This window comes from Prauserella aidingensis (assembly GCF_024171865.1).
Lineage (GTDB): Bacteria > Actinomycetota > Actinomycetes > Mycobacteriales > Pseudonocardiaceae > Prauserella > Prauserella aidingensis.
In genome coordinates, this window is sequence record NZ_JAMTCN010000001.1 from 452736 (window position 1) to 477523 (window position 24788).

General features: G+C 70.9%; 19 protein-coding genes. 5 read left to right on the forward strand and 14 right to left on the reverse strand.

What is annotated here, in order from left to right:
* Positions 1–59 precede the first annotated feature (59 nt).
* Positions 60–1268 (reverse strand): ROK family transcriptional regulator, encoded by a 1209-nt coding sequence (locus LY13_RS01865; protein WP_253826347.1) that lies wholly within the window; start codon positions 1266–1268, stop codon positions 60–62.
* Between the two features lie 415 nt (positions 1269–1683).
* On the opposite strand from LY13_RS01865, the gene LY13_RS01870 reads away from it, so the two are divergent.
* The gene (locus LY13_RS01870) at positions 1684–2685 is read left to right on the forward strand and encodes a sulfite exporter TauE/SafE family protein (protein WP_253826348.1); all 1002 of its coding nucleotides are present in this window, start codon (positions 1684–1686) and stop codon (positions 2683–2685) included.
* Between the two features lie 75 nt (positions 2686–2760).
* Here the strand turns inward: LY13_RS01870 and LY13_RS01875 are convergent, their stop codons facing one another.
* The 4 genes from LY13_RS01875 to LY13_RS01890 all read right to left on the reverse strand — a co-directional run bounded on the left by LY13_RS01875 (position 2761) and on the right by LY13_RS01890 (position 10660).
* Positions 2761–8277, reverse strand: coding sequence for an ATP-binding protein (locus tag LY13_RS01875; protein WP_253826395.1), 5517 nt, complete (start codon positions 8275–8277; stop codon positions 2761–2763).
* 360 nt (positions 8278–8637) lie between these two features.
* A complete protein-coding gene (locus tag LY13_RS01880) occupies positions 8638–9351 on the reverse strand; it encodes a GntR family transcriptional regulator (RefSeq protein ID WP_253826349.1) in 714 nt (237 codons plus the stop codon).
* The gene (locus LY13_RS01885; protein WP_253826350.1) at positions 9284–9802 is read right to left on the reverse strand and encodes an FmdB family zinc ribbon protein; all 519 of its coding nucleotides are present in this window, start codon (positions 9800–9802) and stop codon (positions 9284–9286) included. Before LY13_RS01885 ends, LY13_RS01880 begins: the two co-directional genes overlap by 68 nt.
* Before the next feature lie 36 nt (positions 9803–9838).
* Positions 9839–10660 (reverse strand): N-acyl homoserine lactonase family protein, encoded by an 822-nt coding sequence (locus LY13_RS01890; RefSeq protein ID WP_253826351.1) that lies wholly within the window; start codon positions 10658–10660, stop codon positions 9839–9841.
* 585 nt (positions 10661–11245) lie between these two features.
* On the opposite strand from LY13_RS01890, the gene LY13_RS01895 reads away from it, so the two are divergent.
* Positions 11246–12097 carry an HTD2 family dehydratase gene (locus LY13_RS01895; RefSeq protein ID WP_253826352.1) on the forward strand — a complete coding sequence of 284 codons (852 nt, stop codon included), beginning with the start codon at positions 11246–11248 and terminating at the stop codon, positions 12095–12097.
* A gap of 47 nt (positions 12098–12144) precedes the next feature.
* The gene (locus LY13_RS01900; RefSeq protein WP_253826353.1) at positions 12145–13323 is read left to right on the forward strand and encodes an acyl-CoA dehydrogenase family protein; all 1179 of its coding nucleotides are present in this window, start codon (positions 12145–12147) and stop codon (positions 13321–13323) included.
* Positions 13324–13434: 111 nt separating this feature from the next.
* On the opposite strand, the gene LY13_RS01905 is transcribed toward LY13_RS01900, so the two are convergent.
* Positions 13435–14196 carry a 3-hydroxyacyl-CoA dehydrogenase gene (locus LY13_RS01905; RefSeq protein WP_253826354.1) on the reverse strand — a complete coding sequence of 254 codons (762 nt, stop codon included), beginning with the start codon at positions 14194–14196 and terminating at the stop codon, positions 13435–13437.
* Between the two features lie 64 nt (positions 14197–14260).
* Entirely contained in the window at positions 14261–15235 is a 975-nt protein-coding gene (locus tag LY13_RS01910) for an NAD(P)H-dependent flavin oxidoreductase (protein WP_253826355.1), read from the reverse strand.
* Positions 15236–15586: 351 nt separating this feature from the next.
* Between LY13_RS01910 and LY13_RS01915 the strand changes: the two genes are divergently transcribed.
* Complete coding sequence (locus tag LY13_RS01915) at positions 15587–16681, forward strand: CaiB/BaiF CoA transferase family protein (protein ID WP_253826356.1); 1095 nt, start codon at positions 15587–15589, stop codon at positions 16679–16681.
* A gap of 81 nt (positions 16682–16762) precedes the next feature.
* Complete coding sequence (locus LY13_RS01920) at positions 16763–16966, forward strand: hypothetical protein (protein ID WP_253826357.1); 204 nt, start codon at positions 16763–16765, stop codon at positions 16964–16966.
* Between the two features lie 55 nt (positions 16967–17021).
* Here the strand turns inward: LY13_RS01920 and LY13_RS01925 are convergent, their stop codons facing one another.
* From LY13_RS01925 to LY13_RS01955, 7 genes are all read right to left on the reverse strand, one after another.
* Positions 17022–19061: an acyltransferase family protein gene (locus LY13_RS01925; RefSeq protein WP_253826358.1), complete on the reverse strand. Its 2040-nt coding sequence runs from the start codon at positions 19059–19061 to the stop codon at positions 17022–17024.
* Positions 19062–19318: 257 nt separating this feature from the next.
* Positions 19319–20497, reverse strand: coding sequence for a fumarylacetoacetase (gene fahA, locus LY13_RS01930; RefSeq protein ID WP_253826359.1), 1179 nt, complete (start codon positions 20495–20497; stop codon positions 19319–19321).
* Between the two features lie 60 nt (positions 20498–20557).
* Positions 20558–21757, reverse strand: a complete 1200-nt coding sequence (locus tag LY13_RS01935) for a homogentisate 1,2-dioxygenase (RefSeq protein WP_253826360.1) — start codon at positions 21755–21757, stop codon at positions 20558–20560.
* Between the two features lie 161 nt (positions 21758–21918).
* Positions 21919–22452, reverse strand: coding sequence for a MarR family winged helix-turn-helix transcriptional regulator (locus LY13_RS01940; protein ID WP_253826361.1), 534 nt, complete (start codon positions 22450–22452; stop codon positions 21919–21921).
* An 82-nt stretch (positions 22453–22534) separates the two neighbouring features.
* On the reverse strand, positions 22535–23359 hold the full coding sequence (locus LY13_RS01945) for an oxygenase MpaB family protein (protein WP_372493715.1): 825 nt from the start codon (positions 23357–23359) through the stop codon (positions 22535–22537).
* Between the two features lie 669 nt (positions 23360–24028).
* The gene (locus LY13_RS01950) at positions 24029–24421 is read right to left on the reverse strand and encodes a hypothetical protein (protein ID WP_253826362.1); all 393 of its coding nucleotides are present in this window, start codon (positions 24419–24421) and stop codon (positions 24029–24031) included.
* A 26-nt stretch (positions 24422–24447) separates the two neighbouring features.
* The coding region (locus LY13_RS01955; RefSeq protein ID WP_253826363.1) for a transposase family protein at positions 24448–24788 on the reverse strand (341 nt) is incomplete at its 5' end.

The window sequence follows — 24788 nt, forward strand, 5'->3', positions numbered from 1 at the left end:
CGCACCACCACCGGTCCCCCTTCCGTGGGCGCCGCTCCCCCGGCTCCCGTCCGGCCCGCTCACGCGTCCCGATCGCGCGGCGGACCGGCGCCGAGCAGCGACAGCGGATGGTCGTAGAGCTGCGTGAGCAGTCCCGTGCAGGCCGCCATCGCCTGCACGTTCCGCCCGAACCGGGTCACGGTGATCAGGTCCGTGCCCGGCAGCGTCGTCGTGGCCGCGAATTCCTCCCGCACCGTGTCGAGATACGCGGGAGCCTCCGTGATCGCCTGACCGCCGAGGACGACGAGTTCCGGGTTGACCAGGTCCCGGGTCATGGCGATCGCCCGGCCGAGCGCCCGCGCGCGTTCGGTGAGGATCTCCCGCGCCCGCGGATCGGTGTCGGCGGCGGCGACGAGATCGCCGAGTTCCGAGCCGGTGATGATCCCCGCGCTGCGGGCGCGTTCGACCACGGCCCGTTCCGCGACCGTCGCCTCGAGACACCCCGTGCGCCCGCACTCGCACCGGACGTCGCTGCCGACCGGAAGGTGGGCGATGCTTCCGGACTGTCCCGGACCGCGATGCAGCACGCCGTCGACCGCGATCGCCACGCCCGCCATCTCTCGTGCGTAGAAGTACAGCGAGCTGGCCGCGCGACGGGACACGCCGAAGAGCAGCTCCGCGGTCGCCATCGCGGGTACGTGCCCGTCCAGGTGCACCGGAAGGCCGGTCACCTGCTCGAGCACCGCACGCGCGGGCACGCCGCGCCAGCCGAGCGGGCCGTGGTCCAGCAACCCGCCGTCGGCGTCCACCTGTCCGCCGATGGCCAGTCCGACACCGATGATGCGCCGCCGGGGCCAGTCGGCCAGGAAGGTGCTCACCTCGTCGCCGATGGCCCGCAGCACGTCGGTGGCCGATCCCTGCGGGGTCGGGATGCGCTCACTGCCCAGCAACGTGCCCGACAGGTTGGTCAGGCCGTAGGTCGTGGTCACGATCCCGATGTGCACACCGCAGGCCGCGATGACGTCGTCGTCGAGCCGCACCGGCACGGTCGGCCTGCCGATGCCGCCACCCGTCGCCATCTCGGGTGCTTCCCGCAGCAACGCCAGGTCGGTCAACGCGGTCACCTGCCTGCTGACCGTGGGCATGCTCAGCCCCGTCAGCCGTGCCATCTCCGCGCGTGACAACGGCCCGTCGGTACGGGCCGCGGCCAGTACCGCCGCCGCGTTCGACTCCCTCACCCCGCCCGCGCCGGGGACGTCCCGCACCGACTCCGGTAGTCGCCTGCCCACTCGCGTGCCCTCGCTTTCGCCTCGCCCGGAACCCTACGTGTCCGCCACCCATCTCACCGGATTTCCCACACCCCGGAACCACCCGGGTATTTTTTTTCGCGGTGTTCCGAAATTTCTTTTCACCAAGTTAGAAAATCCGTGTTCCCTGCCACATCCCCGCGGTACGAGAAACGGTGGACCGGGCGGCGAATTCTGTGTCAGCATCGAATCCGGCGGCGGACGGGACTGCCCTGCACCGGATACCCACCGGAGCCGGTGGCCGAAGCCACGAGTACACGACGCTCGCGGTCACCGCACGCACCCACCGTTCGCCACACGTCCGGAAACCGCGACGGCGACAGCGCCGAAGACGTTCGACGCCGACAATTCCGACACTCTCGGAATTGTCGGCCACTTTCGATTCACCGAGGTCGGCATGCACACACTTCTCCTGTTCGGACTGGCCGGGTTCCTCGCCCAGTTGGTCGACGGCTCGCTCGGGATGGCGTTCGGTGTCACCGCGACGACCACGCTGCTGGTCGCAGGTACGACGCCCGCCGTCGCCTCCGCGGCGGTGCACCTGGCCGAGGTCGGCACGACACTGGCGTCCGGCCTGTCGCACTGGAAGATGCGCAACGTCGACTGGCGGGTGGTCGGCACACTCGCCCTGCCGGGGGCCGCCGGCGCCGTGCTGGGCGCCTACGTGCTGACGTCGCTGGCCACGTCCTCGGCCGAGCTGTGGATCACCACGATCCTGTTGCTGCTCGGCCTCTACGTGCTGATCCGGTTCGCGTTCCTCGAGCTGGGATCCCTGCTCACCGCCAAGCGGCCCGGCGCACGGTTCCTCGCCCCACTGGGCGTCGTCGCCGGGTTCGTCGACGCCAGCGGCGGAGGCGGGTGGGGGCCCGTCGCGACGACGACCCTGCTCTCGTCCGGCAGGCTCGAACCGCGCAAGGTCGTCGGGTCGGTCGACACGTCCGAGTTCATCGTGGCGATCGCCGCGAGCGTCGGCTTCCTGGTCGCCCTGTCGCACACCGACGGCATGAACTACACGGTCGTCGCCGGGCTGATGATCGGCGGCATGCTCGCCGCACCGCTGGCCGCCTGGCTGGTACGGAAACTGCCACCGCGGATCCTCGGCGCGGCGGCGGGCGGCCTCATCGTGTTCACCAACAGCCGTGCGCTGCTCGCCTCGCTCGACGCACCGACGCCCGTGACCGTGGTCGTGCTGGTGGGCATCGGGGTGCTGTGGGCCGCGGGCCTGACCGCCGCGATCCGCTCGATCCGCGCGGAACGCCGCATGAACGTCCTGGCAGGCGAGACCGATCCGGACGGCGACCCGTCCGCCCAGCCCGCCGCGGGGGCCACGGCCGAGGGCCCGGTGGCGACCGACGCCACCGAGCCCGCGGGCCCGACCCGGTCGGCCGACCACGCCTGACCGGCCACCGTCGCACGGGCGGGCCGGGGAATCACTCCCCGGCCCGCCCGTGTGCGCAGCCGTACCTGCCGGCCGTCAGGACCGTTCGATCGCGTCGATGATCGCCGGCCGCAGTTGTTCGGGCCGGATGACCGCGTCGACCGAGCCCACGTCGACGGCGCGGCGGATGCTGTGGATGCCGTCGAACTCGGACGCCACCTCGCCGAGCTTGTCCGCCCGCACCTCGGCGCGCACCTCCGCCAGCGCGGCGGCCGCCGCAGCGCGATCGCCGCCCTCGGCCGCCGCCGCGGCCCGCTGCGCCTCCTGCACCCGCGGATCCGCGGCCGTGCGCGCGTCGACGTCCCCGGAGAACACCACTGCCGCCGCGGGCGCCCCGCCGAGCACCGAGGCGTACGAGCCCTCGACCGCCAGCACGGTCATGTTCGGGTTGAGCGCCTTGGAGAACACCACGAACGCCCCGCCGTGATAGCGGGAGATCACGCAGAACACGATCGGCCCGTCGAAGTTCACGATCGCCCTGCCGATCTCGGCGCCGTACTCCAGCTGCAGCTTGCGCATCGACTCGGGGCTGCCGTCGAATCCGGACAGGTTCGCCAGCACGACGAGCGGCCGGTTGCCGCTGGTCGCGTTGATCGCGCGCGCGGCCTTCTTCGACGACCGCGGGAACAGCGTGCCCGCGGTGTAGGTGTCCGGTCCGTCCGCAGGCGGGAACCCGCGACGCGGCACGGGCCTGGACTCGATGCCCAGCAGGCACACCGGCCGCCCGCCGAGGTGCACGTCCTGCACGACCGCGGTGTCCGCGTCGGCCATGCCCGCCCAGCGCTCCAGCACCGGATGGTCCTGATCGGACAACGCCCGCATCACGGTGCGGATGTCGAACGGCTTCTTCCGGTCCGGATTCGACTCGGACGAGAAGATCTCCCCGACCGTCGTGAAGTCGCTGCCCGCGACGTGGTGCGGGAAGCCGGAGACGTCGCGATCGGCCGGGTCGGTCGTACCCGCCGCCCGCGGCGCGGTCTCACCGGACGCGACGTACGTGTGGTCGTAGTGCCGCATCAGCACGTCGCGCGCGCCCGCGAGGTCGGCGGCCCAGTACTGCGCCTGCCCGTTCGGCCCCATCACCCGGTCGTACCCGCCGATGCCGAAGTTGTCCTCGGCCGAGACGCCGCCGGAGAAGTCCAGCGACTGCTTGCCGGTGAGCACCATGGCCGAATCCGGAGTCATCACCAGGATGCCCTTGGTGTGCATCAGCATCGTGGCCTCGGCGTTCCAGTACGGCTGGGCGCCGACGTTGATTCCCGCGACGACGATGTTGATCTCACCGCCCGCCTGGGTGAACTCGACGATGCGCTTCAGCGCGGCCGCGACCCAGTCCATGTTCTCGGTGCCCGAGTCCATGGCGATCCGCGCACCCGCCGACAGGGCGAACCATTCGACGGGAACACCCATCCGGTCGGCCAGGTCCAGCGCGGCGATCACGCGCGCACACTCCGGTTCGGACAGCGACCCCAGCGACTTCGTCGGGTCACCCAGCAACACCACGCGGGTCACGCCGTCGGGGTGCAACGCCGTCGGGGTGGTGACGACCCCCGCGACGATGCCGGCCGTGTTGCCGCCCTTCGGCCGGTCGACGGGCGTGAGCGCGCCCGTCCCGTCGAGGTCGTGTTCGGTGAACATCCCGTCCGGGCCGGCGAGCATCGCGGTGAGCTCGTACGGGTACACCGCACCGCGCCGCCGCGCCCGCAGCACCTTCTGGCCGTAGTCGTCGAGCGGCTGGATGTCCTCCGACGGCGGTTCGACGACCTCGACCTTCACGCCGGATTCGAGGTCGTAGCCGATGCGGACGGCGGTGTCCCGGAGCTCGCCCTGCTCGTCGTCCGACCGGCGGCCGATGAGCAGCACCTCCTCCAGGCCCGCCCCGGCGGTGGTGGGCAGTACGCGGCGCGCGATGGCGTCGACCTCGTCGAGCGTGAGCCCGTCGGGCGGCCAGACGTACAGCAGCACCCGGTTCGTGTCGAGTCGCTTCCTGGCCGGGCGGCCGGCCTGCTCCTGGCGGATCGCCGCCACACAGGCGTCGAGCGTGTCCTCGACGTCCGGCAGCGCCAGGATGCGGCCGGTGTCCTCGTCCTTCAACGGCGTCAGGTCACGAACCTGGGCCATCGCCACGAGCCGTTCGTCGGCCTCGTTGCCCTTCGCCACGGCGCGGTAGAGGTAGACCTCCTCGTCGGCCGAGGGCAGCCGGGTGAGGTCGAAGTTGCGCCACCGCGGCAGTTGCAGCCGCTGCGCGATCATCGGGTGCAGCCCGCGGATCACCCGGTCCTCGACCGGCCCGTCGGCACCGGCCGTGAACGTGAAGTGGTGGTGCATGGCCGATCCGGTGCGGCCCGCGACGCTGGCCGTGACCCGTACGGTCCGGTCCGGCAACGAAGCCGCCGCGAGCTCGCCGCGCAACCGCTCGGCCATCGCGTCGGCGTCGCCGGGCTGGTCGGGCCAGGTCACGTAGACGTCCGCCACCAGATCGGCCGCCTGTCCGCCGTCGGCCATCGACACCACGGCGCCGAGCGCGTCCCCGAGGCCCGTCATGTCGGTCGCGGTGCTGACCAGCCGGTACCCCGCCGGGTCGGCGCCGCCGGGCCGGTACTCGGCGGTGACGCAGTCGAAGCCCGCGATGCGCACCGTGTCGAGGCCGTGCAGCCGCCGGGAACCGTAGTAGCGCCGCGCGAGGACCTCGAGCATCGGCCGCTGGTCGGTACCGGAGCGCACCATGCGCTGGGCGAGCACGCGCACGAGCGGCTCCGGCGTGGCGACCATGGCCGCGATCCGTTCCTCGCGGTCGGCCGCGTCCGGATGGGCGTCGAGGTGCCGCAGGTGCTTGCGCACCGCCGTGTAGCTCTCGGCCCGGTTCCGCCGGTACATCGGCTGCCCGAACCACCGGAACACCAGGCTGCGCGCCAGATCCGTCACGGCGGGGAACCGCAGCTGAGTGGCCACGACGAGGTGTTCCAGCGCCTCCCCGACCGTCAACTGCACCGCCTCGGGCGGGGCGGGCTCGGTCAGCCACTGCTGCAGCACGGCCGTCACCACGGCGGCGTCGGCCGCGCCCCGCTGCTGGGCCAGGAAGATGCGGAAGACCGCCTCCTCCAGTTGCGAGGTGCGGTCGAGTTCCGTGACGCCGTAGTGCCCGAGCACGCGGGTGAGCTTCGCCAGGAAGCCGTCGGACAGACCGGCGCGTTCGGCGTCGAGGCTCTGCAGGTACGTGTGGAAGTACTCGCGTGCACTGTGGACACTCGTGCCCGCGCCCTGATCGGTCTGGCCGTCCACCGCCGGACGATTCCGCGTGAGCTCGCACAGATCCGCGAACACGCGCAGCAGCCCGGCCTCCTCGGCCAGCGGACGCGCACCGTCGTCGGCCAGCCGGGTCCGTGCCTTCAGATACCCGGCCGGCGCGCCGGTGTCCTCGTCCGGCCCGGTGTCGAAGCCGAGCAACCGCCAGTGCAGCCGGTCCAGACCACGACGCACCTGCTCGGCCGCCGACACCTCCGGCGGCGCGGCGGGCAGTTCGAGATCCACCCGCTCCGCCGTGTCGTCGGCGGCCTCCGCGCCGTCACCGTCGTCGTCGGCGACCGGCTCGAGGCGCAGCAACGGTGCGCCGGCCTCGACCTGACTGCCGATCGAGACGGGGCGCTGCACCAGCCTGCCGCGGAACGGCGCCCGCAGCACGGTCTCCATCTTCATGCTCTCCAGCACCAGCACCGGAGCGCCCGACTCGACCTCGTCACCCGGTTCCACCGGAGTCGCGACGACGAGCGCCGGGGCCGGCGACCGGAGCACGCCGCCCTCGTCCCTGCTCACCCGGTGGGTCACGCCGTCGACCTCGACGAGGTGCACGGGCCCGTGGGTGCCGGTCACGAGACGGTAGCGGTGACCGTGCACCGTGAGCTGGCCGCTGCTGTCGTCGAACCGTTCGAGTGTGACGTCGAAGGCCGGCGCCGCACCCGCACCGTCGATCTCGACCCGGAACCGCCGGGGACCGGTACGCGCGACGGTCACGCGGTAACCGGCGCCGCGCAGTTTCAGGTCGATGGCCGTGGCGCCGTCGTGCCGGACCTGCGGGCGTCCGCCGTAGGCGGTGGTCAGCAGTCGCTGCCGCTCCGCCTGCTCGCCCTCCTCGTAGGCCTCGATCGCTGCCGCGGCCAGGGCGACCCCCGAATGGCGGTGGGACGCGAGCCTGCCCTCGGCACGCACGCGGTCGATCCAGCCGGTGTCCGCGGTGCCGTCGATCACCTCGGGTGCGTCGAGCAGGTCCAGCAGGAAGCTCTTGTTGGTGGCGCCGCCGTCGATGAGCACCGTCGTGTCCCGCACGGCGCGGCGCAGCCGGGCGAGCGCCTCGTCCCGGGTGCGGCCGTAAGTGATGATCTTGGCGATCATCGAGTCGAAGTCGGCGGGGATGTCGTCACCCGTGCCCACGCCGGTGTCGACGCGAACCCCGGGCCCGCTCGGCAGCGTCAGCAGGGAGATGTGCCCGGGTGCGGGCGCGAAGTCCCGGTCCGGGTCCTCGGCGTTGAGCCGGGCCTCGACGGCGTGTCCGGACTCCTGCGGCTGCGGTCCGGTCAGCGCGCCGCCCTCGGCCACGTGCAGCTGCGCCTTGACCAGGTCGAACGACGTCGTCGCCTCGGTGATGGGGTGTTCGACCTGCAGGCGGGTGTTCACCTCGAGGAACGCCAACAGCCGCTCATCGGGGTGGTACAGGAATTCGACGGTCGCCGCACCGCGGTAACCCACCGCCAGCGCGAGACGTTCGGCGGAGGCCTTCAGCTCCGCCACCTGGTCGGCGTCGAGCCGCACCGACGCCGACTCCTCGATCACCTTCTGGTTGCGGCGCTGCACCGAGCAGTCGCGCACCCCGAGGGCCCACGCCGTGCCCTGGCCGTCGGCGATCACCTGCACCTCGACGTGCCGCGCCCCGGTGACGAGCCGTTCCAGGAACACCACGCCGCTGCCGAACGCGCGCTCGGCCTCGGCGCTGGTCCGTTCGTAGGCTTCCGCCAGATCATCGGCTGTCTCGACCACGCGGATGCCGCGCCCGCCGCCGCCCGCGGTCGCCTTCAGCATCAGCGGATACCCGATGCCGCCCGCCGCCTCCAGCGCGCCCTCGAGTCCGTCCACCGGGCCGCGGCTCCACGGCGCGACGGGAACGCCGACCTCCTCGGCGATGAGCTTCGCGCCGATCTTGTCGCCGAGTTTGCGCATGGCCTCCGCGGACGGGCCGACGAACGCCACGCCCAGCCGCTCGCACAGCTCCGCGAACGCCGGGTCCTCGGCCACGAATCCCCAGCCGACCCACGCGGCGTCCGCCGCCGAGCCGGTCAGTGCGCGCTCCAGCGCGCCCATGTCCAGGTACGGCCGGTCGACGGCATGGCCCAGTTCCCAGGCGTGATCCGCTTCCCGCACGAACGTGGCGCCGCGGTCGACGTCGGTGTGGAAGGCGATCGTCTCCCGACGTCCGCCGTCCTCCGCGTTGAGTTCGCGCACGGCACGGATGAGCCGCATCGCGGCCTCACCTCTGTTGACGATGGCGATGCGGGTGAACAAACTCGGCAAACCTCACAACCTGCTGTCACGCCCGGGCGGTGGCACCGGGTTCTCGCGTTCGGGTGTCTCGCATTCGGACGCGCCGCTTCCGCGACACGCTGCCGGACCGGACGCCCCGGGTCCCGGCACACGTCCGTCCGTGCGCCCCCAGCCTCCCCGGACGGGCTCCGACTCCGGAATGATCGCAGCCGCCACGTCCCACGGGGGCGGTTTGTAGAAATCCACCAAAAATCGACGCGGTGGGACGCGGCCGCGTCACGGGCCGTTCACCGGGACACCGCTCCGGGTCACCGGCGGTTCATCGGCGCGGGACGGGCACGCGGCGCCGGCGTGACCGGGCACGACTCGTCCGGCCGCGGCTCAGGCCAGGATGTCCTGCTTCGCGAGGTGGGCCACGAGCAGCTCGCCGATGTGCTCGATGTGCGCGGTCATCGCGGTACGGGCGGCCTGCGGGTCCCGCGCCCGCAATGCCGCCAGGATCTCGCCGTGGTCGTGGGCCGACGCCGACGGCCAGCCTTCGATCGTGCCGAAGAACCGCAACGGCACGTAGTTGACGGTCAGGTTGAGCAGCGACGCCATCCGTGCGGACCCGGACGCCTTGTTGACCGTCCGATGGATCTCGTGGTTCAGGCTGTCGACCAGATCCGTCTCGCCCGCCCGCTCGGCCTCGGTGAGCTCGTCCTGGACCGAGCCGAGGCGGTCGATCTCGGCATCGGTGAGATGTTCCGCCGCGCGGGCCGCCAGCTCACCCGCGATGTAGGCCTGCACCTGGAACAGGTCCCGCACGTCGCGGCCGGTGAGGGCCACGACGCGATAACCGCGCCGTGGCTCCCACCGCACCGATCCTTCGCTGTGCAGGATCATGAGGGCTTCGCGCACCGGCGTCTGACTCACGCCGAGCTGCGCCGCGAGGTGTTCGGTGCGGACGAACTCCCCCGGCGGGAACTCGCCGACCATGATGCCCTCACGCACGTACGCGGCGACGCGCTCGCTCAGCTGCTGCTTGTCACCGAAGGGGCCGCGCCGCGTGGGGATCGCCCGGCCGCGGAGCGCGTCGGCTGCGTTCTCGGTCACCGTTCGATTCTAGACTCCCGTGGCTCGGTCCCCGCCCGCGCCGGGACCTCGCCGCCTCGGCGGCCGCCGAGGTCGCGTCGCCGGAGGCCGACGCCCGCTGCGCCAGTTCCCGATACGTCAGCGGTGCCCGTTCGAACCTGCCCTCGTGGGCGGCCACCGCGTCCCGTCGGGTCGACAACTCCGGATACTTCTCGGCGAGCCGCTCCCGGTGCTCCAGCTTCCGCCGCCACTGGGCGACGTACTCCCTGTCCCCGCGGCCGGTTCCCTCCCAGGACGTCGGCGCCTGGTCCGGACCGGCGGGCGGCCGCGCGCCGCCCGCGAGGGAGACCGCGGACGGCATGCGCGATGCGGAGGCCCCGCACGCGGGACAGTCCGGGTCGGGGCTGCGCCAGCTCGGCTGGAGTTTCTCGAACCGTGCCCCGCAGCGGCAGCGGTAGTCGAACAACGGCATCTCGTCACGCCTCCTTCACGGGTTCGCCCGGCCTGCTCACGTGTAGTGGTTGCCCGGTCCGGTCCTGAGCTCGGCCATCTGGTCGGCGGCGTGCCCGAACACGATCGTCGCGCCGGTCCGCTCCTCGATGCCGCGGATCTTCTCCACCGATTCGAACCAGGCGACGGTGTCGTAGACGATGCCGGCCGCGATCGGCGGCGGTCCGTAACTCTCGCGCAGGTACAGCGAGTCCGATGTGAACAGCATCGTTCCGGAGTCGGCGAGGTCGACCTGCAGCGACAACGTGCCCCAGGTGTGTCCCGGGGTGCGCAGCAGTGTCACCCCCGGCAGCAGTTCGGTGTCCTCGTTGATCGTGTCGAGTTCGAGGCCGTCGTAGTCGGACTTGATGTGGGCGCCCTTGTTGTACCCGTCGAAACTGAAGGCGCCCCGCTTCTCGGCCTCGTCGACGACGATCTTCGTGCCGGTGTCCTGCCACAGCTTCGCGTTGGCCGCATGGTCCATGTGCAGGTGCGACAGCAACAGGTAGTCGATGTCGCCGGGCGCGAGGTTCAGCTGCTTCAGGCGGGCGTCGAGCCACATGTCGTCGGTGACCTCGTCGACGGGGAAGAACTGGTCCAGTCCGGTCGGTCCCCAGCGCTGTTCCCAGTCCCGCGGGACGCCCGCGTCCCACAGGAGTTTCGTGCCGTCGGGGTGTTCGATGTAGACCACATGGGTCGGCACCGGCACCCAGTCCCGCTGTTTGCCCGGGTTGCCGCGTGTCGCCATCCGTTGCGGGTCGATGAGCAGCCACGTCAGGTCGGCGTGCATCGTGCCGGTCGGCAGAATGGTCACCTTGATCTTGTCGGCGTCCGTCGCCATCGCTTCCTCCACTGGTATGCGGCTTCCCGCACCCGGGCGGCGCGGGGCCGCACCGGGAGCAGACACGTCGTCGGGTCGTGCTCTGGTCAGGGAGTCGGGAACCCGCACCGGCTCACGCTGCGGTCGCACGCTGCGGCCTCGCGCTCCGGTCTCACGCTGCGGGTCGCGCGCACCGCGGTCTCGCACGGTCGCGGTTCGCCGCGGGGGGTCGCCCGCGGCGACGTCGGGGCGTCGCCCACCACCTCACTTCCACCGTCGCCGCCGCTCGCACGGATGCCTCTCCCGCACGAGCCCACCCGTCCTCGGTACCCGGTCGGCGCGCGCGAGGGAATCGGGAACCCACCATGTGACCAATCATTCGGCGAGAGGGTGCACGTTTCGTGCCCGGTGGCCGACGTCCGTAGCCGACCGGCCGTCGAGCACCTCGCCCCTTCGGGTGACGTGGAACACGATCCAGAACCAGGGCTCCCTGATTCTATAGAATGCACGAAAACCGTGCGGGCGACGCGACGTACGGAGTGAGGCGACCCGAGGACCGACAGCGCCGCACGGGTGGCAGACAACGGGAACAGCAAGGACGTGGGCGTGGGACTGCAGGAACACCTCGACGACTGGAACCCCGAACCGGCCCGCGACGAGGGCCTCGTCGCGGGCGAACCGGTGGCGGCACTCTCGGCGGTCCTCGACCAGCCGGTCGTCGCACGCGCCGGGGACCGGCTCCCGCCGCTCTGGCACTGGTTGCAGCTGCTCGAATGGCCCCCGAACGAGGCCCTCGGCCCGGACGGCCACCCCCGTCACGGCCCGTTCCTGCCACCCGTCCCCGACCGCAGACGCATGTTCGCCGGCGGCCGCGTCCGGTTCGACGGCGCGTTGGAGATCGGCGCGCCGGTGCACCGCACGTCCGAGGTCGCCGCGTGCACGGTCAAAGAGGGTGGCAGCGGCGAACTGGCGTTCGTCACCGTCCGCAGCACGTGGCGCCAGCACGGCCACGACCGCGTCGTGGAGGACATCGACTACGTCTACCGCTCCGGTGACGAGGGCCCCAGGACGTTCGCCGTCCCGACCGACACGCCTGGTTCGGACGGACGGCCGTGGCTGCTGACGCCGGACACGTCGCCGGTGACGCTGTTCCGGTTCAGCGCGCTGACGGCCAACACGCACCGCATCCACTACGACCTGCCCTACGCACGCGACGTGGAGGGCTACCCGGGGCTCGTGGTGCACGGGCCGCTCCTGGTGCTGCTCATGCTCGAGGCCGTGCGGCGCGGCGACCCGCGGCCGGTGGCCGAGGTGCGGTTCCGGCTGCGGCGGCCCGTGTTCAGCGGGATGCCGGTCCTCGTCCGCGGTGGTCCGGACGACGACGGAGGCGCGGCGTTGACCGTCGCGAGCGCCGCCGACGACCGCCACGCGACGGCGGACGTGCGGTTCCACGCCTGACCGGCACCCCGGTGAGGCGAACGGATTCTTCGGACAGGGAGTGAATGATGACGACAGAAGCAGGCCTGGACGCCGACGAACAGGCCATCGTGGACACCGTGCGCGAGTTCGTCGACAGGGACGTGCGGCCCGTGGTGCGCGACCTCGAACACGACAACGTCTACCCCGAGGCGCTCGTCGAGCAGATGAAGCAGCTCGGGATCTTCGGGTTGGCCGTGCCGGAGCCCTACGGCGAGGTGCGGGTCTCGGCACCGTGCTACGCACTCGTGACCGAGGAACTGGCCCGCGGCTGGATGAGCCTGGCCGGCGCGATGGGCGGCCACACCGTCGTCGCGAAACTGCTGTCCGACTACGGCACCGAGGCGCAGAAGCAGAAGTACCTGCCCCGCATGGCGACCGGGGAGCTCCGCGCGACCATGGCGCTGACCGAGCCCGGCGGCGGTTCGGACCTGCAGGCTCTGCGGACCGTCGCCGCGCCTGCGAGCGGGGACGGCGACACCTCCGGCGGGTACGTGCTCAACGGTGCGAAGACGTGGATCAGCAACGCCCGCCGCGCCGGGCTGGTCGCCGTGCTGTGCAAGACCGACCCCGACGCCGACCCGCCGCACCGCGGCATCAGCGTGCTGCTCGTCGAGAAGGGGCCGGGCTTCACCGTCTCCCGGGACCTGCCGAAGCTGGGCTACAAGGGTGTCGAGAGCTGCGAGCTGTCGTTCGACGACTGCCACGTGCCCGCGAGCGCCCTGCTCGGCGGTGTCGAGGGCAAGGGTTTCGCGCAGATGATGCGCGGCCTCGAGATCGGCCGGATCCAGGTGGCCGCGCGGGCCACGGGCGTCGCGCGTGCGGCGTTCGACGACGCCCTGCGGTACGCCCAGGAGCGCGAGTCGTTCGGCGTCCCGATCTGGAAGCACCAGTCGGTGGGCAACCACCTCGCCGAGATGGGCACGAAACTCTCCGCCGCGCGGCAACTGCTGTTGCACGCCGCCCGCAGCTACGACTCCGGGCGGCGCTCCGACATGGAGGCGGGCATGGCCAAGCTGTTCTGTTCCGAGACCGCGATGGAGGTTGCGCTGACCGCGGTGCGGGTGCACGGCGGGTACGGCTACTCCACCGAGTTCGACGTCGAACGTTACTTCCGTGACGCGCCGCTGATGATCGTCGGCGAGGGCACCAACGAGATCCAGCGGGACGTCGTGGCCCGCCAGCTGGTCGCCCGCGGCGGCCTCTGAGCACCCGGCCTCCGGCCGCCGTCGGGACCCCGCGGCGCACCTGCCCCGACCGCGGACAGCCGGGTGGGCCCGGTGCGGCCTCTCGCCGCACCGGGCCCACCCGGCGGGTCGTCAGCGCGGGGCCATGCGGATCGCGCCGTCGAGTCGGATCGTCTCGCCGTTGAGCATCGGGTTCTCCACGATGTGCCGTGCCAGCGAGCCGTACTCGACCGGGTCGCCCAACCGCGACGGGTGCGGCACCTGCTCGCCGAGAGACGCGACGGCGTCCTCGGGCAGGCCCGCGAACAGTGGGGTCTGGAACAGGCCCGGCGCGATCGTGACGACGCGGATCTTCAGGCTCGCCAGGTCGCGGGCGATCGGCAGCGTCATGCCGACGATGCCGCCCTTCGAGGCCGAGTAGGCCGCCTGCCCGATCTGGCCGTCGTAGGCGGCCACCGACGCGGTGTTGACGATGACGCCGCGCTCCTCGCCGACCTCCTCGGTCTGCGACATCCGCTCGGCGGCGAGCCGGATCACGTTGAACGTGCCGATGAGGTTGATGCTGACGACCTTGGTGAAGTCGGCGAGCGGGAACGCGCCCTTCTTCGACACGGTCTTGACCGCGTTGCCGATCCCCGCGCAGTTGACCGTGATGCGCAGCGGGCCGAGCTTCGCCGCGGCGTCCACGGCGGCTGCGACGTCGTCCTCGCTGGTCACGTCCCCGGCGACGAACACGGCGCGCTCGCCCAGTTGCTGGGCGACCGCCTCGCCGTCGGACGACGGCAGGTCGAGGATCACGATCGTCGCGCCCTGCCCGTGCAGCTCCCGCACCGTGGCGACTCCGAGCCCCGACGCTCCCCCGGTCACCAGCGCGACCGACCCTGCGATGTCCATATGTTCTCCTCGGATGTACGGCGGTGTACAGGAATGGCGGTGTACCGGACTGTCCCGGGCCGCGTCAGCCCGCCAGCCCGGCGAGCCGCCGGTTGATCAGTTCGTCCGCGCCGCCCGCGATGCGCGAGACCAGTTCGGCGACGGTCGGGACGTCCTGGATCAGGCCCTGAACCAGGCCCGCGGACCAGATGCCGCCGTCGGTGTCGCCCTGCTCGAGCACCCGGGTGCGGCCCCGGTTGCCGGCGACGAGCTCGCGCACGTCCTCGAACTCGCCGCCGCCGTCCAGGATCGACACGACCTCGCGGCTGACCGTGTTGCTCGCGACCCGTGCGGTGTTGCGCAGCGGGCGGAAGATCAGCTCGGTGTCCCGTTCACTGTTGTCCACCATGGCCCGCTTGACGTTCTCGTGCACGGGCGCCTCCTGGGTGGCGACGAACCGGGTGCCCATGTTGATGCCGTCGGCGCCGAGCGCCAGCGCCGCGACGAGGCCACGGGCGTCGCCGAAGCCGCCGGAGGCGACCATCGGGATCGTGACCCTGTCGGCGGCCGCGGGGATCAGCACCAGTCCCGGGATGTCGTCCTCACCGGGGTGGCCCGCGCATTCGAAGCCGTCGATGGAGATGCCGTCGACACCGAGTTCCTGGGCCTTCACGGCGTGGCGCACGCTCGTGCACTTGTGCAGCACCTTCACGCCGCCGCCCTGGAACGTCGGCAGGTGCTCGGCGGGGTTGAATCCGGCGGTCTCGACCACGGGAACGCCGGATTCGACGATGACGTCGCGGTACTCGGCGTACGGCGGCGGGTTGATCGACGGCAGGATCGTGAGGTTGACGCCGAACGGCTTGTCCGTCATCTCACGGCACCGCGCGATCTCCTTGGCCAGATCCTCCGGCGTGGGCTGCGTCAGCGCCGTCAGGAAGCCGAGCGCGCCGGCGTTGGCCACGGCCGAGACCAGCTCGGCCGTGCCGACCCACTGCATCCCGCCCTGCACGATCGGATGGTCGACGCCGAACACGTCGCAGAACCGGGTGCGAACCATTGCGTTTCCTTTCGCAGGACGTCGGGAGCCGCCGGCTCCGCCGGACACCGTCACCGGCATCACGGATGCCGTCGGCCCACTAGGAAAGCGTGCGCTTACCGCGCAGCGTAACCGTGGGCGCGACACGTCACCCGTGATCTACGTCTCCCCCGGCCGCCTCGGCGCGTACGGAAAGCTGGTCCGTGCCCTGTCCGGCTACCGTGACGGGGCCGGGTCCCGAGCAGGGGCGCGGGCCGGCCGTGACCCCGGCCGGATCCCTTGCACCCGCCTGCCGTCCGGCCCTTCCCGGCTCCCCGCGACCCCGATTCCGATCCACGACCACGAGTCCCGAGCAACGAGGTGAACGACAACGTGCCTGGCCCTCTCAGCGGTCTGAAAGTCGTCGAACTGCCCGCCATCGGCCCGGTGCCGCACGCCGGCATGATCCTGGCCGACCTCGGCGCCGACGTCGTCCGGGTGGAACGGCCGTCCGGTGCGCTGGACATCCACGGCGGCAAGTCCGACCACCTGATGCGCGGGAAGCGCTCCGTGACCGCCGACCTGAAGTCCGCCGACGGCACCCGGTTCGTGCTCGACCTGGCCGGCAAGGCCGACGTGCTGCTCGAAGGGTTCCGGCCGGGCGTGGCCGAGCGGCTCGGCGTCGGGCCCGACGAGTGCCACGACGTCAACCCGCGGCTCGTGTACGGCCGCATGACCGGCTGGGGCCAGGACGGGCCGATGGCCACGCAGGCGGGGCACGACATCAACTACATCAGCCTGACCGGGTCGCTCCATGCGATCGGCCGGGCCGAGGAGCCGCCCGCGCCGCCGCTCAACCTGGTCGGAGACTACGGCGGCGGGTCGATGTTCCTCCTCGCGGGCGTGCTGTCGGCGCTGTGGGAGCGGGAGCGTTCCGGCAGTGGCCAGGTCGTGGACGCGGCGATGGTCGACGGTGCGAGCGTGCTCGCCCAGATGCTCTGGTCCCTGCGCGGCGTCGGGGCGTGGTCCTCGGAGCGGGCGGGCAACCTGCTCGACTCGGGCGCGCCGTTCTACGACACCTACGTCTGCTCGGACGGCCGGTACGTCGCGGTGGGCGCGCTCGAGGGGCAGTTCTACGCGCGGCTGATCGAGGGTCTCGGTCTGGCCGACGAGGAGCTGCCCGACCAGCACGACCGGTCGGGCTGGCCCGCGTTGCGGGCACGGTTCACGCAGGTCTTCGCGGGCCGCACCCGGGACGAGTGGGCGGCCGTGTTCGACGGCACCGACGCGTGCGTCACGCCGGTGCTGACGTGGGACGAGGTCGCCGACCATCCCCACGTCGCGGCGCGGGGCACGTTCGTCGAGATCGACGGCGTCGTCCAGCCCGCGCCCGCGCCGCGGTTCTCGCGCACCGAACCGGCGGTGCCCGAGCCGCCGCACGCACGGGGGTCCGACAACGACGCCGTGGCGGCCGACTGGGGGCTGTGATCGCCTCGCAGGCGCGTGCCCACGGCCGAAGGGGTGGACCGGCGCCTGCCCGGCCCGGCGCGTCTTGACAGGATGGCCCACATGGCCGAAATCGAGATCCCGCGCCGCGTCGTCCACGGCATGATCGCGCTGTCCGTGCTGGCCGTGGCGGCGGTCGCGTTGATGCTGACCGAGGCCGAGTCGAATCTCGGCATGTGGGTGTTCGCCGTCGTGATGGTGCTGGCGGCCGTCGGCTTCTGGGCCGCGTACTTCTACCAGCGCGCGAAGAACCGCCGGGGCGAGTGACCCGCTTCGGCCGGGGCGCGGACGTCCCGTCGCCCCGGCCGGGCCGCTGCGCATGTCAGCCGACGCGGTCGAGGATCCCGCTCACCCGTTCCCGCACCATCGGCGCCAACGTCTTCATGTACGCCTTCGTGATGTGGTTGTTGTCCAGGTAGACCAGGACGTTCCCGATCATCGGCGGGCATTCGGTCGGGGTGCAGAAGTAGTCGCTGAAGTCGACGAACTGCACGTTCCGCGGCAGGTTCTCGACGGCGGTCCAGGACGGCTGCGGGTCGTAGACCTTGTCGCGCGCGACCGAACACGACGGGTGGTCCACGCCGCGCTTCTCCGCACAGTCGGCGAGGGATCGGTTGAACCGCGGGTTGTCACGGGCGGCGATCACCGGGATGCCCGCCTCCTCGAGCGTCCGCCACTGTTCGACGTAGCCGGCCGGGGTGATCTCGTCCCGCAGCGGGTGGGCGTCGCGGCTGGCCATGGTGAACACGGCATCCGGCTTGATCTCGAGGATCTCCTGCATGACCGTCTCGTTCCAGGCGGCGCACTCGGGGTTGTTGGGCGCCTCCGTGGTGAGCGGGCACCCGCCGCGGCCCATGGAGATGATTTCCCACCCGGCCTTCTCGGCCGCGGGTCGCAGCGCGGCGTTGAACTGCTGCGAATGCGAGTCGCCGGCGACGACGATGCGCCGCGTCGGATTCGGGTTGAGGCTCTCGTTGCAGATGACGACGATCTCGTTCTTGTCGGAGTGGCGACACTGCTCCGCGGTGAAGTTGTCGTACTGCTTGGGCAACGCGGCGAACGGCGGGATCGGTTCGGCGTCGCCGTCCGCGTGCGGACCGCCGGGCGAGAGGACCTCCGCACCGGGGTGGGCCGGGTCGTCCTCCTTCTGCACGAAGGTGGCCCGCTCGACCGCCGCCAGCTGCCACGCGCCCGCCACGGCGAGCACGACAGCGAGCATCGACGCACCGATCCGGTAGGACCCCCACACGGTCCGCGTGTCCGCCTTGGCCCGCAGGACGGGCTGTTCGACCAGGTGGTAGGTCAGCATCGCCAGTGCCAGCGACACGGCGATGACGACGGCACCGCCGCGCAGGCCGACCTCCGGCCGGTCCCGCAGCAACACGTAGAACAGCAGCACCGGCCAGTGCCACAGGTACAGCGAGAAGCTGACGTTGCCCAGGTAGTTCAGCGGGCGTGACGACAGCATGCGATCGGCGCCGAACACCGTGCCCGTCTGACCGGCCACGAGTACCAGCGCGGCCGCCACGACCGGCCACAGCGCGACGTAGCCGGGGAACATGGTGCCGACCTGCAGCACCAGGCCGCACAGCACGAGGCCGGCGACACCGACCCAGCCGAGCAGGATCCGGATCGCGCGCGGCAGGGCGAGCCGGTCGATCGCCAGCGCGACCAGCCCGCCCAGTGCGAACTCCCAGACCCGCGTCGCCGACATGAAGTAGGCGAACTGCTGGTCGGCGGCCGTCAGGTACACCGAGTAGGCCAACGACCCGGCCGTCAGCACGGTCAGCAGGCCGAACAGCCACCGGTGCAGGTTCCCGCCGAACCGCTTCACGACGAACGCGAACGCGGCGATCAGCAGCGGCCACACGAGGTAAAACTGCCCCTGGATGGACAGCGACCAGAAGTGCTGCACGACGCTGGCCTGGTCGTGCTGGGCGAAGTAGTCGGCGGACTGGGCCGCCAGTTGCCAGTTCTCGAAGAACAGCGCCGAGGCCACGATCTCGCCCGCGGTCTGCTGCCACCGCGTCTCCGGCAGCAGGAAGTAGGCCGCGATCACCACGCCGACGAGCACGGTCGCCATCGAGGGCACGAGCCGCTTGACGAACCGTCCCCAGGTGGCGCGGAACCGGACCCGGTCCCGCAGGCTCGCCCGGAAGAGCTGCCCCGTGATCAGGAAGCCGGTGATGAAGAAGAACACGTCCACGCCGCCGGACACGCGGTCCAGCCACACGTGGTAGATGACCACCAGCGCACACGCGAGCGCGCGAAGGCCTTGCAGCTCGGGCCGGTACCGGGTCTTGCCCGGCGCCGGGGCGGCCGGTGCCGACACCTCCGGCGGCGCTGGCGGCGACTGCGTCACGGCATACCTCACTCTCGTCTGTACCGGCGCTCCATGATGCCAACCACCGTTCGGGTGGTTTCCACCACTTCCGTGCACTGTGACGCAAACGGCGCCGAAAAGGTTGGCCCTGCCCGGCGATCGATCGCCCGCGGTGACCGTTCTTCCTGGTCAGAGCAGGACGGGCGGCAGCACGAGGAGGTGAAGGGCGCAGAGCGTTGCACGGCGCCGTGACCGGGTCCCGTCGTCGGGCCGCGGCCACGGAGCGGAGTCACCGTTCACGCAGGCAGGTCCACCGCGGGCAGGATGCGGCCGGTGACGTCGCCGAATCCGATTCGGCCCCCGGCCGCACCGGGCGCGGTGGCGCTGATCGTCACCTCGTCGCCGTCCTCGAGGAACGTGCTCGGCCTCCCCGCGACGTCCACCGGGTCCCGGCCGCCCCACGTGATCTCGATGAGCGCTCCCCGCTCGTGGCGTCCGGGGCCGGAGATCGTTCCGGACGCGTACAGGTCGCCCGTGTTCGTGGCTGCGCCGTTCACGGTCAGGTGGGCGAGCATCTGGGCGGGCGACCAGTACATCTCCCGGTACACCGGGCGGGAGACGACCTGGCCGTTCCAGCTGACGGCCAGGTCGATGTCGAGTCCCCAGTCCTCCTGTTCGGCCAGGTACGGCAGCACCTGCGGTTCCTGCACCGGCCCCGCCACGCGGGCGGCCTCGAGCGCCTGCAGCGGCACCACCCAGGCGGAGATCGACGTGGCGAAGCTCTTGCCGAGGTGCGGGCCGAGCGGCTGGTACTCCCACGCCTGGATGTCGCGCGCCGACCAGTCGTTGACCAGGACCGCGCCGAACACGTGGTCGGCGAACTCGGCGGTGCTCACCCGCGATCCCAGCGGCAAGGGCGTGCCGACGACGAAGCCGAGCTCGGCCTCGATGTCGAGCCGCTGCGACGGGCCGAACACCGGGCCGCCCTCGGACGTGCGCTGCCCGCACGGGCGGACGACGTCGGTGCCGGTGACGACGACCGTGCCGGCCCGCCCGTGGTAGCCGACCGGCAGGTGCTTCCAGTTCGGCAACAGCGGCTCGGAGTCCGGGCGCAGGATGCGGCCGAGGTTCGTGGCGTGGTGTTCGGAGGCGTAGAAGTCGACGTAGTCGGCGACGTCGAACGGCCGGTGCATCGTCACCGCCAACACCGGGTGCACCGCCTCGTCGGGGAGCTCCCCCGCCGCCAGGTCGGCGACCCGTCGCCGCACCTCGTCCCACCGGGCGCGCCCCTGTGCCATGAACGCGTTCAGCGACGGACGCGCGAACACCGCGTCGCCGAGTGTCGCGGCCAGGTCGACGACCGAGTCGGCGACGCGCACGCCGACCCGCGGGCCGGTGCCGGGCGTGGAGAACACGCCGTAGGGCAGGTTGTCGAGCCCGAACGGCGAGCCTGCGGGGACGGCGATGGTCGTCACGGGGTCACTCCGGGATGTCCGGCGGCATGGTCTTCGGCAGCGGGGTCTCCGGCGGCGTGGTCACTGTGCGGGGCCGCGCCCGGACCAGGTCCAGGCGTAGTTCGGGTCCTCGCAGGCGAGGCCGCCCTCGCCGAGTTCGAGCGGGCGGAACGTGTCGACCATGACGGCCAGCTCGTCGAAGAACTCGGCGCCGAGGCTCTTCTCCACCGCGCCGGGCTGCGGGCCGTGCGAGTGGCCGCCGGGGTGCCAGGAGATCGAGCCCTGCCCGATGCCCGAGCCTTTCCGCGCCTCGTAGTCGCCGCCGCAGTAGAACATGATCTCGTCGGAGTCCACATTGGAGTGGTAGTACGGCACGGGCACCGACAGCGGGTGGTAGTCCACCTTGCGCGGGACGAAGTTGCAGATGACGAAGTTGGTGCCCTCGAAGGCCTGGTGCACGGGCGGCGGCTGGTGCACCCGGCCCGTGATGGGTTCGAAGTCGTGCACGCTGAACGTGAACGGGTACAGGCAGCCGTCCCAGCCGACGACGTCGAACGGGTGCTCCGGGTAGACGAGGACGCTGCCGCCGATGCCACCGCCGACGCGGTGTTTGACGTACACCTCCACGTCGGTGCCCTCCCGCAGCAGCGGTTCGGCAGGCCCGTGCAGGTCGCGTTCGCAGTAGGGTGCGTGCTCCAGGAACTGGCCGTGGCGCGACAGGTACCGCGTCGGCGGCGCGATGTGACTGCCGGCCTCGATCGCGTACGCGCGCAGCGGCCCGTCGCCGTGGGGCAGCCACCGGTGGGTGGTGGACATCGGCAGGAACACGTAGTCGCCGGACGTGGCTTCGAGGCTGCCGAACACCGTTTCCACGGTCGCCTGGCCGGATTCGACGTAGACGATCTCGTCGCCGCTCGCGTTGCGGTACAGCGGTGAGTCCTTCGTGGACACGACGTAGGAGAGGCGGACGTCGGCGTTGCCGAGCACGAGCCTGCGCCCGGTGACCACGTCGGTCTCGGCCCAGGTCTCCTTCGGGAACAGGTCGTGGAGTTTCAGGTGCCGCGGCTTGAGCGGGTGGTTCGGTGTGGTGGACGTCTCCGGCAGTTCCCAGACGCGCGAGTCGACGATCGCCGACGGAATGCCGCGGTGGTAGAGCAGCGACGAGTCGGAGGAGAATCCCTCCTCCCCCATGAGCTCCTCGTAGTACAGCCCGCCGTCCGGGGTGCGGTGCTGCGTGTGGCGTTTCGGTGGCACGCTGCCGACTCGGCGGTAGTACGCCATGACTGCCTCCTTGCTGTCACCGGCCGCGCACCGCGAGGGCGCGCACACCCCACGGTAGTTAACGCCTGTACTAGTTTCAACACGTGCGCGGGCGCGGAGCCGGCCGAACCGGCGTTCGGGGCCGCCACGCCGCCGGTGTGAGGGCCGGATGGGTGTGCGGCTCAGTTGCGCCCGCGGACGTCGAATTGGTCGCGGTGGGTGACGAGCTTGTCGAGCAGCATGATCAGGATGCGCTGTTCCTCGGGCGTGAGCGCGCCGGCCCATTCGTGTTCGCGTTCGTTGTGCGCGCGGAACACGTCGACCATCTCCTGGTGCCCGGTGTCGGTGAGCGACAGCAGGACCGACCGGCCGTCGCCTGCCGCGGGGTCTCTGCTGAGCAACCCGCCGGACACGAGCGTCTTGGCCAGGTTGGACACCGCGGCGCGGCTCATTCCGGTCAGTTCGGCCGCCTTCTTCGCTTCGAGTGGCCCGGCCAGCCATGTCACGAACAGCAGCCGGAACCCGGACCACGACAGTCCGCGTGGCCGGTGCACGGATGCCTCGAGGTCGTAGGTGACGATGGTGGAGGCGCGGTTGAGGGTGAGCAGCAGTTCGGTGGCGAGCTGGTGCCGGAAGCCGTACTCGCGGGCGAGCCTGCGGTTGGCGAGTTCGACGAACGACCAGAAGTCCAGCTCGCCGGAGTCACTCGCCGTCATGCCACCACTCTAACCGCCACCCGCCGCGGATAGTAAACACCTGAACTACCCGGGTGGGGTCGCTCCCTCGCGTGCCGTGCGGTCATACCAGGGGTTTGCCGGTGCGGAGCCGTCGCCGCACGTCCCACAGGTAGGCGTTGTAGGGGAAGGCGCGCAGCGGGAGCGGCAGCGCGCGGATCACGCGGCCGAGCATCCGGTTCATGGCGTCGAATCGCCGCTGTTGGCGGGGTGTCCACGTCAGTCGCATCTGGTCCCGGAACTCCTCGGGCAGGAATCCGGTGGTGACGAACAGGTTGAACCGGCGGAGCAGCAGGTGGAGCGGTTTCGGGAAGAAGGAGGCGGTGGCGATGCCGTGGAGGTAGTCGCGCACGGTGTCGTCGATGTGGACCTTCGCCAGGTTGCGCTGCCAGTATTCTTCGAACGCCGCCCGACTCTCGGGCCACATGTCCTCGCGCACCTGCAGCGTCGTCCCTAGTGGGGCGGCCGAGCGGTAGATGTCGTCGAGTTTGTCGGCGGGCAGGTCTCCGAGGTAGGCGACGTAGATGTCTTCGAAGCCCTTGTACAGGCATGCCGCGACCCACAGCTGTAGTTCGGGGTCGAAGGCGTTGTACTCGACCGGGCTCGACGCGTCGGAGCGCACCTGGGCGTGCTGTTTGTTGACGGCCCGGCGGTAGGCCCGGCGTTCCTCGTCGGTGCCGAGCATGGCCACGGCCAGATAGGTCAACGTGGTGCGGCCGCGTTTGAAGGGTCGTTTGTAGACGTTGCCGTCGTCGACGTTGCTTTCCACCACGCCGTAGCCGACTCCGGGGCGCGCGAGCTGCATGATGATGTTCGCCGCCGCGGCGAGCAGTCCCGCGCCGACGACGACGTCCCGGCGCATGGTGGCGGCCGAGGTGCCACCATCCACCGCCAACTCCCCCGTCCCGGACCCGTCTCTGGGCTGTGACCCTGCCGCCGGCCGTGGGGACTGCGCTGTCTGTTCGGTGCTCATCGGGCCTCCTTGCTCGACGAGATCCGCGAGGACCTCCGCTTGCACCCTGCTCCGGCGGTCTCCGGGCTCCGCCCATCTGGAAACGACCGTTGTCAGATATGGGACCGCGGTCGGGTCGGGGTTGTCAAGACGGGAGTCGCGGGCGCGGACGGAGGTGTGTCCGCAGCGGCCCGGCTGTCAGGCTGGGGTGATGTATCGGGCCGGGACGTGGTCGACGAGCCACACGTGCTCGTTGCCTGCATAGAACGTGACCCCGGCCGATGACGCGGCCGCTGCGTCGATCGACAGCACGACCGGGTCCGGGCTCGTGCGACGACCGACTGCGACGGCTGTGTCGTCGAGTTCCGTAAACCGACCGGCCGATCCTGTGCCGCACCCGTGCGGATCATCTTCCGATGGGAACAGGGCCTGAGCACAATGACGTCCTTCCCCCTGCTCCTCGGTAAGCGGATCCGAAATGTCACAGACCTGCTCAGCAGCCCCGCTGTAGTATTAGGCGCTCTTAAGTCGCGACTACCTGGCCAACCCCTGCGCGACCGTCACCGGTTGGGACCACGAAGACATGCCCGACCTCGGACGTTCTGCTCATGACTCTGCGCCTGGATCGAGCACAACCACGACGCTACGAGCAAGTCCCGGCGGGTCGGCGTATACGCGAACACGCGTGTAGCCAGCTGCGGCCAGGCGAACACGGTGAAGCACGTTCGCGACGATGCTGCCGAACTCGAGGGAAGCCTCAGGAAAAGAGAGGTCAGCATCCAACACGAGCTCCCCGGCCTCGGGACCGTCGCCCTCCAGCACGCTCAACACCACATCGCCGTCCGTGTCCATCTGCGTTGCGATCACGACTGCGTGTTCCGAGGCGAGTGCGGGCTCCTCGCCAGTTACCCACTCCGGCAGATCGACCGTCCCGGGAGCGTGGACGGAGACCTGCCCACAAACAGGAGGGATGGACGCCGTTGCGAGCAGTCGCTTCATTCCAGACCTCGAACAATGAGGTTTTCTCAGTAGCGTCCGTCGTGTTCGAACTGTGTGAGGACGAGTGCGGCTTTGGTGATGGCGCCGATGCGTCTGGGGCAGAGGGTGATCTTGTTCAGGGTCTTCCAGCGGGTGGTGAGTATGGCGGCGCCGCGTTCGCCGAGGCAGCGTAGTCGGGTGAGGAGCATGTTGTGGCAGCGGTTGTCGACATCGAGGATGTTGCCATCGGCCGGGTTCTTGAACGGAGTGCGGATCCCGATCCCAGCGCCCTGGTAGGCCTTGTCGGCCAGCGTCGGCAATCCTTTCGTGGCGGTCGCGCACAACGCACCGATGGCGCCTTCGCCGTAGGCGGCGACGAGATCATGGG

Excerpts from the sequence above, each read along its gene's own strand:
- LY13_RS01890 (WP_253826351.1), bottom strand. The coding sequence starts at position 10,660 with ATGGCGACGGACGCCGACAAGATCAAGGTGACCATTCTGCCGACCGGC.
- LY13_RS01900 (WP_253826353.1), top strand. The coding sequence starts at position 12,145 with ATGACGACAGAAGCAGGCCTGGACGCCGACGAACAGGCCATCGTGGAC.
- LY13_RS01935 (WP_253826360.1), bottom strand. The coding sequence starts at position 21,757 with ATGGCGTACTACCGCCGAGTCGGCAGCGTGCCACCGAAACGCCACACG.
- LY13_RS01940 (WP_253826361.1), bottom strand. The coding sequence starts at position 22,452 with ATGACGGCGAGTGACTCCGGCGAGCTGGACTTCTGGTCGTTCGTCGAA.
- LY13_RS01885 (WP_253826350.1), bottom strand. The coding sequence starts at position 9,802 with ATGCCGTTGTTCGACTACCGCTGCCGCTGCGGGGCACGGTTCGAGAAA.
- LY13_RS01920 (WP_253826357.1), top strand. The coding sequence starts at position 16,763 with ATGGCCGAAATCGAGATCCCGCGCCGCGTCGTCCACGGCATGATCGCG.
- LY13_RS01950 (WP_253826362.1), bottom strand. The coding sequence starts at position 24,421 with ATGAAGCGACTGCTCGCAACGGCGTCCATCCCTCCTGTTTGTGGGCAG.
- LY13_RS01905 (WP_253826354.1), bottom strand. The coding sequence starts at position 14,196 with ATGGACATCGCAGGGTCGGTCGCGCTGGTGACCGGGGGAGCGTCGGGG.
- LY13_RS01910 (WP_253826355.1), bottom strand. The coding sequence starts at position 15,235 with ATGGTTCGCACCCGGTTCTGCGACGTGTTCGGCGTCGACCATCCGATC.
- LY13_RS01870 (WP_253826348.1), top strand. The coding sequence starts at position 1,684 with ATGCACACACTTCTCCTGTTCGGACTGGCCGGGTTCCTCGCCCAGTTG.